Origin of the sequence: Companilactobacillus hulinensis, from assembly GCF_003946555.1 — a bacterium.
GTDB lineage: Bacteria > Bacillota > Bacilli > Lactobacillales > Lactobacillaceae > Companilactobacillus > Companilactobacillus hulinensis.
Map to the genome: position 1 here is coordinate 18,744 of NZ_RHOO01000015.1, position 14,631 is coordinate 33,374.

Annotated in this window: 16 protein-coding genes; 9 read left to right on the forward strand and 7 right to left on the reverse strand. The window is 30.3% G+C overall.

What is annotated here, in order from left to right; genetic code table 11:
- The first annotated feature begins 11 nt into the window (after nucleotides 1–11).
- The 9 genes from EKM66_RS08360 (at nucleotide 12) to EKM66_RS08400 (ending at nucleotide 10,298) form a co-directional block, all read left to right on the forward strand.
- On the forward strand, nucleotides 12–788 hold the full coding sequence (locus EKM66_RS08360; RefSeq protein WP_125763551.1) for a DUF4422 domain-containing protein: 777 nt from the start codon (nucleotides 12–14) through the stop codon (nucleotides 786–788).
- Nucleotides 789–973: 185 nt separating this feature from the next.
- Nucleotides 974–1,954: a glycosyltransferase family 2 protein gene (locus tag EKM66_RS08365; RefSeq protein WP_125763553.1), complete on the forward strand. Its 981-nt coding sequence runs from the start codon at nucleotides 974–976 to the stop codon at nucleotides 1,952–1,954.
- A gap of 106 nt (nucleotides 1,955–2,060) precedes the next feature.
- Nucleotides 2,061–3,320: an O-antigen polymerase gene (locus EKM66_RS08370; protein ID WP_125763555.1), complete on the forward strand. Its 1,260-nt coding sequence runs from the start codon at nucleotides 2,061–2,063 to the stop codon at nucleotides 3,318–3,320.
- A 45-nt stretch (nucleotides 3,321–3,365) separates the two neighbouring features.
- Nucleotides 3,366–4,454 carry a polysaccharide pyruvyl transferase family protein gene (locus EKM66_RS08375; protein WP_125763557.1) on the forward strand — a complete coding sequence of 363 codons (1,089 nt, stop codon included), beginning with the start codon at nucleotides 3,366–3,368 and terminating at the stop codon, nucleotides 4,452–4,454.
- A gap of 14 nt (nucleotides 4,455–4,468) precedes the next feature.
- The gene (locus tag EKM66_RS08380; protein ID WP_125763559.1) at nucleotides 4,469–5,482 is read left to right on the forward strand and encodes a glycosyltransferase family 2 protein; all 1,014 of its coding nucleotides are present in this window, start codon (nucleotides 4,469–4,471) and stop codon (nucleotides 5,480–5,482) included.
- A 17-nt stretch (nucleotides 5,483–5,499) separates the two neighbouring features.
- Nucleotides 5,500–6,921: a lipopolysaccharide biosynthesis protein gene (locus tag EKM66_RS08385; RefSeq protein WP_225426579.1), complete on the forward strand. Its 1,422-nt coding sequence runs from the start codon at nucleotides 5,500–5,502 to the stop codon at nucleotides 6,919–6,921.
- A 39-nt stretch (nucleotides 6,922–6,960) separates the two neighbouring features.
- Nucleotides 6,961–8,079 carry a UDP-galactopyranose mutase gene (gene glf, locus EKM66_RS08390; protein ID WP_125763563.1) on the forward strand — a complete coding sequence of 373 codons (1,119 nt, stop codon included), beginning with the start codon at nucleotides 6,961–6,963 and terminating at the stop codon, nucleotides 8,077–8,079.
- A 39-nt stretch (nucleotides 8,080–8,118) separates the two neighbouring features.
- Nucleotides 8,119–9,213: an LCP family protein gene (locus tag EKM66_RS08395; protein ID WP_125763565.1), complete on the forward strand. Its 1,095-nt coding sequence runs from the start codon at nucleotides 8,119–8,121 to the stop codon at nucleotides 9,211–9,213.
- Nucleotides 9,214–9,455: 242 nt separating this feature from the next.
- On the forward strand, nucleotides 9,456–10,298 hold the full coding sequence (locus EKM66_RS08400; protein WP_125763567.1) for a hypothetical protein: 843 nt from the start codon (nucleotides 9,456–9,458) through the stop codon (nucleotides 10,296–10,298).
- Between the two features lie 475 nt (nucleotides 10,299–10,773).
- Here EKM66_RS08400 and EKM66_RS08405 read toward each other — a convergent pair whose 3' ends face one another.
- The 7 genes from EKM66_RS08405 to EKM66_RS08435 all read right to left on the reverse strand — a co-directional run bounded on the left by EKM66_RS08405 (nucleotide 10,774) and on the right by EKM66_RS08435 (nucleotide 14,550).
- A complete protein-coding gene (locus EKM66_RS08405; RefSeq protein WP_125763569.1) occupies nucleotides 10,774–12,372 on the reverse strand; it encodes a DNA primase family protein in 1,599 nt (532 codons plus the stop codon).
- Nucleotides 12,369–13,157 carry a bifunctional DNA primase/polymerase gene (locus EKM66_RS08410; RefSeq protein WP_164505097.1) on the reverse strand — a complete coding sequence of 263 codons (789 nt, stop codon included), beginning with the start codon at nucleotides 13,155–13,157 and terminating at the stop codon, nucleotides 12,369–12,371. The genes EKM66_RS08405 and EKM66_RS08410 overlap by 4 nt, the downstream gene beginning before the upstream one ends.
- Nucleotides 13,150–13,440, reverse strand: a complete 291-nt coding sequence (locus tag EKM66_RS08415) for a hypothetical protein (protein ID WP_125763573.1) — start codon at nucleotides 13,438–13,440, stop codon at nucleotides 13,150–13,152. The genes EKM66_RS08410 and EKM66_RS08415 overlap by 8 nt, the downstream gene beginning before the upstream one ends.
- A complete protein-coding gene (locus EKM66_RS08420; RefSeq protein ID WP_125763575.1) occupies nucleotides 13,433–13,678 on the reverse strand; it encodes a hypothetical protein in 246 nt (81 codons plus the stop codon). The genes EKM66_RS08415 and EKM66_RS08420 overlap by 8 nt, the downstream gene beginning before the upstream one ends.
- Before the next feature lie 118 nt (nucleotides 13,679–13,796).
- Nucleotides 13,797–14,027: a hypothetical protein gene (locus EKM66_RS08425; RefSeq protein ID WP_125763577.1), complete on the reverse strand. Its 231-nt coding sequence runs from the start codon at nucleotides 14,025–14,027 to the stop codon at nucleotides 13,797–13,799.
- Between the two features lie 59 nt (nucleotides 14,028–14,086).
- Nucleotides 14,087–14,353, reverse strand: coding sequence for a DNA-binding protein (locus EKM66_RS08430; RefSeq protein WP_125763579.1), 267 nt, complete (start codon nucleotides 14,351–14,353; stop codon nucleotides 14,087–14,089).
- 2 nt (nucleotides 14,354–14,355) lie between these two features.
- Nucleotides 14,356–14,550: a hypothetical protein gene (locus tag EKM66_RS08435; protein ID WP_125763581.1), complete on the reverse strand. Its 195-nt coding sequence runs from the start codon at nucleotides 14,548–14,550 to the stop codon at nucleotides 14,356–14,358.
- Nucleotides 14,551–14,631: the final 81 nt, after the last annotated feature.

Consider the following 14,631-nt stretch of genomic DNA (forward strand, 5'->3'; position numbering starts at 1 on the left):
AAAGGTTAGATATGTCAAATATTAAAATTATGGTTGCTGCACATAAAAAATTCAAAATGCCTAGTGATAGAGGTCTATATATGCCTGTTTTAGTTGGTGCTGCTAGAAATTATAGAGAAGGTATAGATTTTCAAAGAGATGATGATGGGGAAAATATTTCCTCTAAAAATCCTAATTATAATGAATTAACTGCAATTTACTGGGCTTGGAAAAATCTTAATAACATTGATGCGATTGGGTTAGTGCATTATAGAAGATTGTTTGCCTCAAGAAGTAATAGAAATGTACCAATACAAAAAAATGAAGTAGAAGAATTACTTAAACACAATGATGTGATTCTTCCCAAAAAAAGGCATTATTATATTGAAACTAATGAATCTCACTATATCCATGCTCATAACGAGGTGCCATTGATTGAGTTGGAACGAATAATTGACAATAATTATCCAAGCTATTCTGAGGCGTTTAATATAATGTTGAAAAGTCGAAAGGCACATATGTTTAATATGTTTATTATGGAGAAGGAAAGATTTAACTCTTATTCTAAGTTTATTTTTAGCGTCTTAAGTGATTTAGAAAAAAAAATAGACATTAAAGATTTCTCTATTGAAGAGGCAAGAGTCTACGGTTATCTTTCTGAATTATTAATGGATGTATGGATTATAAAAAATAATATTCAGTATACTGAAGTACCATGGTATCAAGTGGGTAACAAACATTATTTTAAAAAAATGATTTATTTTATCCTCAGAAAATTTGGATTCAAAAAAGGGAAGACACATTTCTAGTTAAAATATGAAAGCCTTATATTAAAATTATTGTTAATGTCATTTGATGATATATAAATTAATAATAGGCTAATGCAGAATGTGTCGAAACTAATCGATCAATGCTGGGGCTGTAATATAATTTTTGCGTAAGGATAATTATAGGTTTTAAAATGATATTTTTTGTAAAGTAAGGGTAGGATAAAATGGAGATGAAATTGAGTATAATCATTCCAATGTATAATGCTGAAAAGACAATAATAGGTTGCATAGATTCTATAGAAATTCAAGAAACTGATTTTAAATACGAGATAATTATTATTGATGATGGATCTACGGATTCATCAATAAAAATAGTAAAAAGAATAATCAAAAAATATAACAATATAGTTCTTTTATGTCAAAAAAATTTAAAACAATCTGTTGCTAGAAATAATGGCTTGAATTATGCCAAAGGCAAGTATGTTATGTTCTTTGATTGTGACGATGATATTAATCAGGGGATGCTAAGGAACATGATTAACTTAATTGATGATAATAATGATCTTGTTATGTGCGGGATAAATAAAGTGTTCTCGGATAAGGTTATTGTTGAAAATAAAACATTGCTTAATCTTGCTCAGAATAAAAAGAATCTCATAATAAATTATCTTACTAGGAACAAGGAATTTGATGTTGGATTGTGGAACAAGGTTTTTAAATTAGACGTTATTAAGGATAATGATTTGCATTTTGAAAATGGTAATTTTTTCGAAGATTCGTTGTTTGTTTTGAAGTATCTGTGTGCTATTCGTTTTGAAAAGATTCAATTCGTGGATGACACATATTATAATTTGTATAAACGTGATGGTATGTCTACAACAATGCATTTTAATGCAAAAATAGATTATTTTGCTACTTTATATGAAAAAAAAGTCAAAATATTTTTAGATGAAATGTCAATCCATTTACCGAAAAAGGCATATATAGCATTCAAAATTAGGACCAGATTACATCTTGTTCATCATCATATTAATTATGATTCTAGATGGAATACATCAGCTCAAAAAAAATTAATGACATTTGTTAACTTCAAAATGTTTTTTAATTCATTAGTGTTTCTGGATGATAATTATAAAGTCGCATCAATTGCTGCAAGATATTTTCCACTTTTATATATTAGAATGTATAAAAATAGAAGTGTTTGAATCTTTTATGATTTAAGTACAAGGTTCGTATTTAAATAAATAATATAAGACTAATTAAGTGCTCTTTAACACCGCTTTATTAGTCGTTTGTGGGAGGATAAAAATTATGACTTTTTGGCTGATTCTAATACTGCTAGTTACTATAGCAGACTGGTTAGTCTATAGAAATTTGTTTTCCCCTATAATCATGTTTAATTCTTTGTTCATGTTAATAGTATTTTTAGCTATTCAAAGAAGATACGGTATAGGTGCATTTGATAATAAAGCAGTTTTTTTGATTGAGATTGGGGTGTTATGTTTTGATATTGGCGTGTCCCTTGCTCGATTAATTTTAAGAAACATCATTAGGGTGAAAAAGTATCCAACTAATTTGGTATTTCGCTGGAAATTTATTATACCATTGATGATGATTGTTACCTTGGGAAATGTTATAACTTTTATCTATTCAATGAAATTTTTAATGGGTGGAGGAAATTATATCCAGCTTAGAAATTCCTTGTTAGGATATGGTGATTCAACATTAGGAACTAGTACAATAAATCCAATTATAGGTGTAATGTCAAGTTATATTTCTGGACCGGGACTGTATGCGTTATTACCGATTGCAATATTACTATTTGTAAAACGTGAGCATATATTTTTTTCTGGCCTTATTTTTTTTGATTTGATATTAAATATTTTAGCAACAGGATCAAGAATTATATTGGTATATACGGTTATACAATTCTTCGTTGTTATGTTTTATGAAAAAATTTATATTTCTAAAAGGATAAAAAGAACAGGCTTTGTGATAATCATTGTTTCATTTGTTGCTCTAGTTGTACTTTCTAACTTAAGAAGTTCAAACAGCCTCTTTCGTTCTTTTTATGCCTATTTTTCCGCACCAGTTGTATTACTCTCTTATTGGATGAATTATGTGGATAATTTCAACATTCAAAGCTATGGACTTAGTTTTTTTTATCCATTCACATGGCTTATAAATGCTGGAGGAAATTTGATTGGACTAAGTTCTGAAATTGTAAAAAATGTCGTTGAGTGGCAAAGCTTGCCACAGGACATTTGGATAAAAGTTTTTCCTATGCAATCTATGAACTCATTTAGCACGTTGTTTTATTTTTTTTATGAGGATTTTAGAACCATAGGTGTGTACATTGGTTCTTTTATTTTTGGTAGTGTATCTGGAATTGTATTTTATAAAGCATTTTTAGGTAAAAGTACTAGGTATTTATCGCTATATTTATTAGGAGTCAAGGCTCTGGTGGGGTCATTTATGATTTGGCAGTTAGGAAGTACTAGTTTTTTTCTCAGTTTAATATTGTTATTAATATGTATAAAAAAAGAAACTTTAGAGGATATTTATGAATAGTATAAAATTATATCCATTTATTTTATTATTCGATAGGGGTTAAAGATGCAAGCAAATGTTATTACATTACATAGTGTGGCTAATTATGGAACTCAATTACAGGCTTTAGCAACACAAGAAAAGCTGAAAGAGTATTTTGATGATGTGAAATTTATTGATTATCGGCGAAGGGACACTTATGGAATAGGATTGTTAAAAACATTCTCAAAAGGAAATATTTTTAGAGGATTAGCGAGTTTACCAACATTGTTGATTTGGCATTTTAAATTTAATAGATTCAGAAAAAAATATTTAAATCTTACTCAAAAGAAATATTTAAAAGATAGTGACTTTGACAATTTTAAAAGTAATGCTGATTATTATGTTGTGGGGAGCGATCAAGTCTGGAATACGGGATGGAATGGTGGAGTAATTCCTGCTCTTTATCTAAATTTTGTGACTAAAGGAAAACCTAAGATTAGTTTTTCTTCAAGCTTTGGAATGAATAAGTTAGAAGAAGAAAATCTTAATGAAGTAAAAAAATACTTAGAAGAATTTAAGTGTATTTCTGTTCGTGAGCCTTCAGGTGTGAATATAATAAAAAATCAATTAAAAATCAATAATATCAATGTTGAACAATTAGTGGATCCGGTTTTAAGTATGCCTGCCGATTTCTGGAGAAACATTAGTCCAAAAAATAAAATTTCGGAAAAATATATCTTAATTTATTCATTAAATAGAAATGATTCTCTAGATAAGTATGCAAAGGAATTGTCGAAAAAAACTGGATTAAAGTTAATACGGTTTTGTACGCGTTTAGATCAAATTATTCGGACAGGTCATAGTAAGCTTATTCCTGAAATTACCGAATTTGTTTCGCTAATAGATAATGCTGAATATGTAATAACGGATTCCTTTCATGCCACAGCATTTTCTATGTTAATGAATACTGAACCAATATGTATTTATCCAAAAATGTTTTCGAATAGAATATCTGAGTTCTTAGATCTTGTTGATGAGAGTGATAGACATTTAAAAAAATATACAGATTTAGATATTATAGATAAAAAAGTTGATTTTAAAAAAGTTAATAATATTTTAGAGAATGAAAGATTACGTGTAGATGAATATCTAAAAAATGCAATTAGTAATTAAGGTGAGGTGTTAATTTGAAACCAATAAATCAGCCGTTAGTCTCAATTATTATTCCGGCTCATAATGTGAGTAGATATTTAAAAACATGTGTTGAGTCAGTTAGTTCAGGTTATTATAAGAATATAGAGATAATTCTGGTGGAGAATGGTTCAGAAGATACTACGGGAATAGTTTGTGATCAACTTGCTACTGCTGATGAACGAATTTGTGTTTTTCACATGAAGGGGGTCGGCGTTTCTCGTGCAAGAAACTATGGTATTGATAAATCACATGGGGATTATATTTGCTTTATTGATGCGGATGATTTTGTGAGCATAGATTATATTCAATGTTTAGTTAGTTTAATATTGAGAAAAAATGTCAATATAGCTGTAGCAACCAATATTTTGACGTTTTATAAATTTGGTGATTCCCTTGATAAGAGCTATAATTCGAAAATTGTTGAAACAGTCGGAACTTCTGAAGATGCTTTGGAAAAAATATTATTATACAAAATGACAGTTGTTAGTTGCTTTTCTAAAATATTTAAGAAATCCTTTTTAGAACAAAATAGAATATATTTTAATGATAGCCTTTTTATAGGTGAAGGATTTAATTTTAATGTTCTAGCCTTTAGTAATGCAGAAAAAATTGCATTTAGTAACAAACCAATATATTTTTATAGAGTAAGTAATCCTAATAGTGCTATGACAAAAGTGGAAATGGATAAAATAAGAAATGGCTTATTAGCATTAAAGTATCTGGATAAAACATTAATTGTAAGATCTGATCGTATTGACAAGGCTTTAAAATATGCAGAATGGCATACAAATTTTGATTTTTTAATGCAGATGCTATCAAGTAATGAAATTAGAAATAATATGAACTTATTTAATGACCTAGTTCGGAAAACTAAAAATGGAAGACAAGTTTCAAAGTCACTTGAGATTGGCTTAAAAGAGAGAATGAAAGCCTATTGTGCCTCTATAAATCCCATTTTAGCTGGTAATTTGATTAATCACCTAAGAAAAAGAAAAACAGTGGAATAGGAGAATCAAATAATTTGATGAATAAAATTAAGGAAGGATTTCTTTATACCTCACTTGCCCAGTTCGCTAATGTAGTTAGTTTGTTAGTAATCAATATAATTTTATCTCATAAATTAAGTCCTAGTGACTTTGGTATAGTAACTATAGTACAAATTGTTGCAACTTTTATGAACCTTTTTACTAGTGAGGCAGTACCTTCTGCCATTATTCAGAATAAGAAGCTTGAAGATAGAGACTACGGAATTTTGTTTAACTATAGTGTTGTTTTTGGAATCATTGCGACTATTTTTTTCGGGTGCTTTGGTTTTATTCTATCTTTTTTCTTTAATAATAGTATTTATATACCTGTGAGCTGGTTGATGTCTATTTTAGTTTTGGCATCTTTTATTAATTGTGTTCCACAAGGATTATTTTTGAAGGGACTTAATTTTAAAGCTTTGGGCGTTAGACGAATAATAAGCTCTGTTCTAGGATTATTATCGGGAGTTGTTGCAATAGTCTTTGGAGTAGGAATATATTCAATAGTAATTACTTTAGTAGTTCCTGTTGTCTTTACTCTGATATTTAATTTATTTTATATTGATATTCAATATAACAATAGTCTTGATAGAAGACCAGTAAGATTAGTAGGCAGATATATAATTGAACAGTCTAAGTTTTCGGTTCTTAATTATGGATATAGAAATATCGATAATATATTGATAGGAAAATTTTTTGGATCTACAGATTTAGGATACTATTCAAAAAGCTATCAACTTCTTTCACAACCAATTACGTTGTTTTTGGGAATAATAACTCCTGTATTACAGCCGGTATTATCTAATTTTGAGGATAATGTTGGGTATCTAAGAAAATTTTATATAAAAATTAGTAAGGAAATTGCATTCATCTCGATTCCAATATCAGTTTTCTTTTCGGTTAACTCAAAAGAAATAGTTTATTTTTTGTTTGGTAGACAATGGACTGGGGCAATTTTACCTATGAGTATTTTGTCGTTGAGTATTTGGGTTCAATTGCTTTCACAGATAGTAACACCAATTTGGCAATCATTGAACCTTCCGAGACTACAAACAAAAAATGGAGAAATTTCCTTTGTATTAATTACTTTTTTTATTTGTATTGGAATAATTAGTCACTCTATCATTTATGTTGCTCTCGCTGTTTCATTCTCATATTATTTAAATTTCTTTGTATCAGCTGGAATGTTAATGAAAAAGGGATTGAAGTCAAATCTTTTTCAATTAATTAAAACATTAATTGTGCCATTGTTATCAGGAATAGTTAGTATGATTGTAATGTTAATGGTTAAAATGACTGTAGAATTTAATAGTGTTTTTTTAACTTTAGTTGTAAGAGGCCTCATTTGGGCCATTGAAGTTATTATTTTCTTATTTGTTACTGGTAATTTAAAAGATATTTATAATCTGTTTAAGAAATAATATTTAAATTTAAAATAAGTTAAGGATTTTGTGATTAAAATGACAAATTATTTAGTTGTAGGATCTGGCCTTTTTGGGTCAGTATTTTCTCATGAGATGTCAAAGCGTGGCAGTCATGTTAAAATTTTAGAAAAGCGTGATCATGTTGGTGGAAATATCTATACAAAAGAAGTAGAAGGCATTCAAGTTCATGAGTATGGAGCACATATTTTTCATACAAAAATGAAGGATATTTGGGATTATGTAAATCAATTTGCTGATTTTAATAACTATATCAATAGTCCAATTGCTAATTATAATGGTGAAATTTACAACCTTCCTTTTAATATGAACACTTTTAATAAACTTTGGGGAGTAATAACTCCAGATGAGGCAAAAGCTAAAATTGAATCACAAAAAAAAGAGTTTCCTCTGGATGGAGCCCCTAAAAATCTTGAAGAACAGGCCATCTCTTTAATAGGACCTGATGTTTATAAAAAGCTTGTTAAAGGTTATACAGAAAAACAATGGGGACAATCAGCTAAAGATTTACCTGCCTTTATTATTCGGAGATTACCCGTTAGATTCACTTACGATAATAATTACTTCAATGATCCTTACCAAGGAATTCCAGTTGGTGGATACACACAAATTATTGAGAAATTATTAGATAATGATTTGATTGATGTGGAAACTAGTACTGATTTTTTTGACAGGAAAGAAGAATATTTGAATTCTGACTATAAAATTATCTTTACTGGTATGATTGATCAGTTTTTTGATTATAAGTTAGGTGAGCTAGAGTACCGTAGTTTGAAATTTGATACTGAAGTATTGGATCAAGATAATTATCAAGGAAATGCAGTAGTTAACTATACCGATGTAGAAACACCGTTTACCAGAATTATTGAACATAAACATTTTGAATTTGGTAAGGGAAATAAAGGTAAGACTGTTATTACACATGAATATCCTAAAACATGGCATCGTGGTGATGAGCCTTACTATCCAATTAATAATAAACGTAATAAGGAATTGTATTCTAAGTATGTTGAATTGGCTAGAAAAGAATGTCCAAATGTTGTTTTTGGTGGTCGTTTGGGTCAATATCGTTATTACAATATGGATCAAACTATTATGGCTGCCTTACAGACTGTAAGGAAAGAATTTCAAGTTTAATCTAATATCATTATCGTTTAATTTTTAGGGGGAGAATATATGCATAATAATAAAAGGAAAAAGAAGCACACATTAAGAAATACATTCTTAGCATTGATTCTATTGGTTGTATTAGGTGGGGCAGCCTATGGTATGACACGTTATCGTAGTGCTAAAACTGCGGTTAATAGTTCATTCAAACCGTCAGGTGTGGCTAAACAACGTGATGTCAGTAAACAACTAAAAGATAAGAAACCAATTTCAATTCTTTTAATGGGAACTGATACTGGTGCGCTTGGTCGTGATTACAAAGGACGGACTGACAGCATGATGGTTCTTACTTTGAATCCAATTACCAATAAAACAACTGTGGTAAGTATTCCTCGTGATACGGCCGTTAATATTCCAGGTTATCAGAAGGATTCACCTGCTAAAATAAATGCAGCTTATTCTTATGGTCAAGCTAAGACCGCCATCACAACTGTTCAAAAGTTATTGAATGTTCCAATTGATTATTATGCACTTATTAATATGGGCGGTATGGGAAAAGTCATTGACCGAGCTGGGGGAGTTGATGTGACTCCAACTTTAACTTTTACATATCAAGGCTATACTTTTACTAATGGTGAGAAAACTCATATGAATGGTAAAAAAGCTCTGGCATATTCGAGAATGCGTTATGATGATCCTCAAGGGGATTATGGTCGTCAGACACGTCAAAGAGCTGTTCTAACAGCACTATTGAAGAAGAGTAGTTCGGTTAAGACGTTATTGAATCAATACTTCATTAACTCAATTGCCAATCAAACACAAACGGATATGACCTTTAATGATTTAACAAAACTTGCTAAGGATTATAATTCGGTTAGAAAGAATACTTCCGAAACTCATTTACAAGGTACTAGTGCACAAGTAGCTGACCAAAGTATGGAAGTTATGAAGAAATCCGAATTACAACGAGTAACTGATTTTATTCGTAAAAACTTAGATTTGTCAAAGGCTAAGACAGGTGATATACAATATGACCCTGCAACTCAAAGTTCTTCTACAACAAAAACTGATGAGGAAATTAAGAATATAGGTTCACAGCGTTCGACAACCTCTAGAGCAGGTTCAAATAGTTCGACATATGGTTATTCAAGTACTGGTTATTAGAATTTGAAAGCTAAATAATAAAAAAGTTACAAGGCAACGGCAATTAAGCTGAAGTTTTGTGACTTTTTTGTTTCTAATATTAACCAGATATTTTTAGTAAAATGATATGTATAATTTTTCGAATTTATCCTAAAATGTCCCCAATTTGAAATTGACTAAGTATAATTCCTCTGTTAGGCAATAAAACAAAATATTTATGGGGAATATAAAATGAGTAAAGATCATAAAATAACTAAATTTTTTTGTTTAGTAATGCTGTTTTAGGGGGATTCTTCTTATGGAATTCGCAAATTATATTAGCTGATACTATTAATACATCTGATAAAGTAACCTTAAGCCAAATATCTAATTCTGATACAGATAAAAGTGGTATACAAAGTGATCAAGGAAAATCAAATAATAGTAATTATTCAATCAATAATAATACTCCATTGACTAAGAGTGTTACTACACAGAATCAGAATATAACTTTTATTGAAAAGGATAATCAGTATTATATTTATAATAACGAAAGCAAGAATTTCATATTGGCAACGCCTAGCCAAATACAAGACATTAATAATGCCAAGAATACAAACAGTATTCAAAACAATTATTTACCTGTTGATCGCCAGAATGAATTAGATAATGCAGTTAATGAAAAACAAAATACTGTTGATGATTATCAAATCAAACATGACGATGGTTATGATAAAAATAATGGTGATATTGCACTTCATTCTGATGAAAGTAAAAACAATTATTTGAATTGGTCTGATAACACAAATTTAGTTAATAGATTACAATCAGGAGAATTGAAGGCTGGAGATGATTTGGGGAATGGCTATATTTTACATATCGTTGATCAATTATCTAAGGTGCCAGCTTCGATAAATAATGATACTGATTATTATCAAACCATATCTAAAAAGATAAATGACCAAACTATCTATTTTTATGCTGATAAAAATGGAACTCTTCAAAAGTGGGATGACGGTAAACAAGATTTTAGTGATGTGACAAAAGATGATCAATTATATTCAGATTATAAAAATGAAAGTTATAATACTGAGTATCTTAATGGAGATAGTCGAATGCGCCAATAGCAGATGCAGTTGAGAATAATAAGAACTATATTATTGAGAACGGTATTGTTTATAAAATTATTAATAATTGTATTGTCTTCTGCCAAACGTATTTCTTTACAATCTTTAACTTCACTAATAGTAATAAAGTTTTTACCATTAAAATATTCAAGTCGTTTTATATTATTGTCCTCCTTAATAGTATTATTGATTGTTTTATTCAAAATACTGACACAACTGACACAAGACTGACACAGACCACCGCCATACTCTACCAACGCTTACGCCTAATTATGTGTCAGTGTGTCAGTTATTTTTAGAAAAACTTCCACTGTATAATTATTTCGTTTTATACTACTATTACTATCTATTATTTATTTTTTTTATTTATATTATAAAAGTTAAATAAAGTGACACATGACACAAATACTCTGTAAATGCTATTATATCAACGTTTAAACGTGTGTCAGTTATGTGTCAGTGTGTCAGTATGCTATTAATCGTAGCCATCAGTAATTACACGAACACCCATAAATCTAGAAATAGCATTGGTGGTATCTGATATTCCGTAGCCATTTCGACTTCTTTTTCTATGTATTCCGTACTTTTCTAATTTATTAGCCATCGTTTGAATACTCATTTTATCTGAATAGCCATTATTTTTTGCGTATTTTACCCATTGATCGTGTATGTAAATAGCCTTTTCACCATTGGTATCATCCTCAGTAAGTTCAAGACAATCCTCTACAAAATTCTTAAATTTGTTATTATCGTCTTTCCATTTGTTAGTGCTATCACGAACACTATCGGGGATAGTGAATCCGTTACGATCTAATACTTCACGAAATAACTGCATACATTTGACTGCAAAAGATGGAGCTTCCTTTTTAACTGCATTCATATCAATGTCGTTCCACCATTCGGGATGTCCGTTAGGCTCGTTTCTTGTATTAGGATTGATTGTATCAATAGTGATTAGTCTACTAGCAAAGCCGTCTGAATCATCCCTAAATTTAGGTAAGCTATTCGCTGAAAAAAGAAGTTTAGCATAATTTCTAAAATGAAAACCTTGTATACCTTTAAACTCTGCATTAATTGAATCACCACCAGTTAAATTCTTTAAAATAGCGGTATTCTCAATATAACTATCATCTATGTCTGCAACCATATTAACTTCTTTTCGAAACAATTCGGCTTTGTTAAATTTATTTTGTTTACTCCCCATTTCATTTGGTGGGATAGCTGAATTGTTATCATCTCCAATTACATTCTTTAAAACGTGGTTTATAAATGTACTTTTTCCATTACCACCAGTTCCGTGTAAGAACACGGCTTTATTGAACTTTGAATATGAATGATAAAACATATATCCTATATACTCTTGTAATGTGATAGAGGCATCTCCAAACATTTTTTTCATAAGATGGTCAGTAGCGGGACAACTATTATTTGAGGGATCAATACTGTAATTGTGATAGGTTAGTAAATAATCTTTGGAGGCATGTGGCTGTACTCTATTAGTTAGAATGTTATAAGTACCGTTTTTAAATGCTACTAATTCAGGTCGTGATGTATCAAATGGGGATGTATTACCTAGGGATATATCAAACATCATCCTTAGAATATAAAGTCTAACTTTAATAACATTCCCATTGTCATAAATTCCCCATGCACGTAAATCACGTGTTAATATGCTTTCAATAGTTGCCTGTGCCTCGTTTTTGCCGTATATATTCCATATACCTTTATCGGGTAAATAATTAAACCCCTCCATCATCCCTTTAGATCGTTTCATGATATGAGATTTAAGGAACTCATCTCCATAAATTACATCATCTACGTTATGTTTTAGAGTGATTTTACTTGATAATTTTTTGGTGGGCGGTGTATATGTAAACCATATGTTTAGCCATTTTGGAGTATCGTCACTAATTTGTTTATTGAATGCTTTTAACAATTCGGGATTGCTTGCCGTTATCTCATCCGGTGGAGTAGTGAAATTAATATCGTATGGAATCAATTTAGGCGACTTTTCAACTATCTTTATTTTGCTATCATCAATAGCTTTTTTAATTTCTTCGGGAATTTCTTTCATTGTCCACCATCCTTATTTACCATACTTCTAAAAATTTTATTTACCTCGCTTTCTTCAAGTGGTTCATCTATAAAATTCTGATTAATTACACATAACAGGTAGTAAATGTTTTCACGTTCTGCACCGCTATTAAGTAGTTTAGCTGTCATTCTTGTTAGCCAGTCGTTGCGTGTACCGTGGGTCGTACCTGTAACTATTTCGTCTATTAGTTTGCCCGTATATTTTTTCAATCTAATGCCGTTACTATTGTTGAAATTCAATATAATGTTTTTGGATTGTATTTTAAGCTTAGATTGGTTCATTAGATTAATAATGTCAGTGCTAGGTTCATTCATTGGTAAATGATTGTCCCACGTATAAGCGGTGTTATTTCTCTCACTAGGGGCAACCATTACATAATTATTAATGTGAGCTTTTATATCTACACCATCCAATACACCTATATTTTGACTTAGGCTAATGTCTTTAGGCTTTTTATAAAAAAATTGTTTTCCACCACTAGCCGTAGTCTGTGACAACGTTTCATTTAAGTTGATACCTTTAATAGATTTAAAGCCATCCGTACCATGTCCCGCCTCATTATCAATATCAACAACAAAAAATTGAACTGTTCGTAATCCTATTTGTGCATAGGGATATTTATTCCAGATTGTTTTAATATCATCAGATGTTAAAGAGGGATGATTTGCAAACTTAATAAGTGGTGTTTTGTCTTGTGATAAAGGTAAGACGTAAAACCCTTTTTCCGCATATCGTAGGGCGTATTCTAATAAGTTCTTAGTCATTGTTAACATCCCCAATGTCAGCGTGTATTGCGCCGTTAACTAGTTCTATTAATTTATCGTGATTGGCATTAGCACCTCTTAATAAGACATCACACAACGCCTGTAAGTGGGGTGTGACACGATCTAACTCGTTTACTATTTCGCTATCGGTATATTTACCACTAATATTTTTATTAGATAGGTTGTCTATGTTTTCTGCTAATAGTTCTAGTAAATTTTTACTTAGGTTGTTCATATGATAGGCAATATATTCAATGTCGTAAGGATCAACTACTTTAGTCATGTTTAATATCCTCCAATAGATCGGATAGTTTAGCGTTAACATCGTTTATTGATAGCGATACATTCATGAGGTTATCTTGAATAGAATTTAAACCGCCTTGATCTAATAACGTGAATATTGCCGTTACTTTACTTTCGGATGATAAACATTGTGTTGTGTCAACCATATTTATGATTAAATCAATTAATTGCTTATTCTTTAAATTACTGTTTAGTATTTCTTGTATTTGTTCATTCATATTGTTTGTAAATCTCCCTCAATGTATAATTAAAGGGTAAAATATAATTAATTTTCTGGATTGCTTAACTTTGGTCGGTGCAAGCAATCTATTTTTTTACCCTTTTTTATATTCATGCTTATTTGTCCAACTCTGGATTATATGGATGTTTTGCCGTCTCTACATCATAGATATGCAATATTTCAGCTACTCGTAAAGAATCCTTAGCCATTTTAATAGCCAATTCAGTAGCACCGTATGAGATACCATTTTCAATTACATAATCATCATTGCCTATTACCGTGAGATATGTTTGCATATCATCCAGTAACTCCATTAATTCTTTATCTAGTTGGTTCTCTTGTTCCATTTCATTACCTCCTATTAAATCCATGTATTGCTAATAACGCCCCGATAGCTAATTATTTTTTAGTGTTCTAATACAAATTGACTTAATTCTTTTTTGCTATAAATAGTAATGCCACGTACGACATGATAAGGTAGCCCACTTTCTATGAAGTGATCAAAAGTGTTATTTGATACGTTTAGATATTTACATGCTTCTTTTTTACGAAAGAAGTCCTTACTGTCTATGCTTGCATCTTTACGAGCCTGATTAATTGAATCAGTAACCAATTTATAAATGTAATCCCCTAGGGATGCTTGTTGATCGTGTGATAGTGTTATTTCTACCATTTTTATTTATCCTCCTTAGATAGTTTAAAGTTATACAGTCTAGTGTATGTTTCATCACTAACGTTGTTTTTACGCTTGTTCAAAACGTCTGATAACGTCCAACGGTTAACCTTAGTAACTCGTGATAAGTCCTTAACGGATGTCATTCCTTTAGCCTTAACCACATCACTAACAAAATCATTCGATAGTGTTTTCATAAATTATTAACCTCCTTTTTATCTAGCCCCATTTTGGTGCTAGATGATATAAACATACTATAAAACTTTCATTTTAATTTG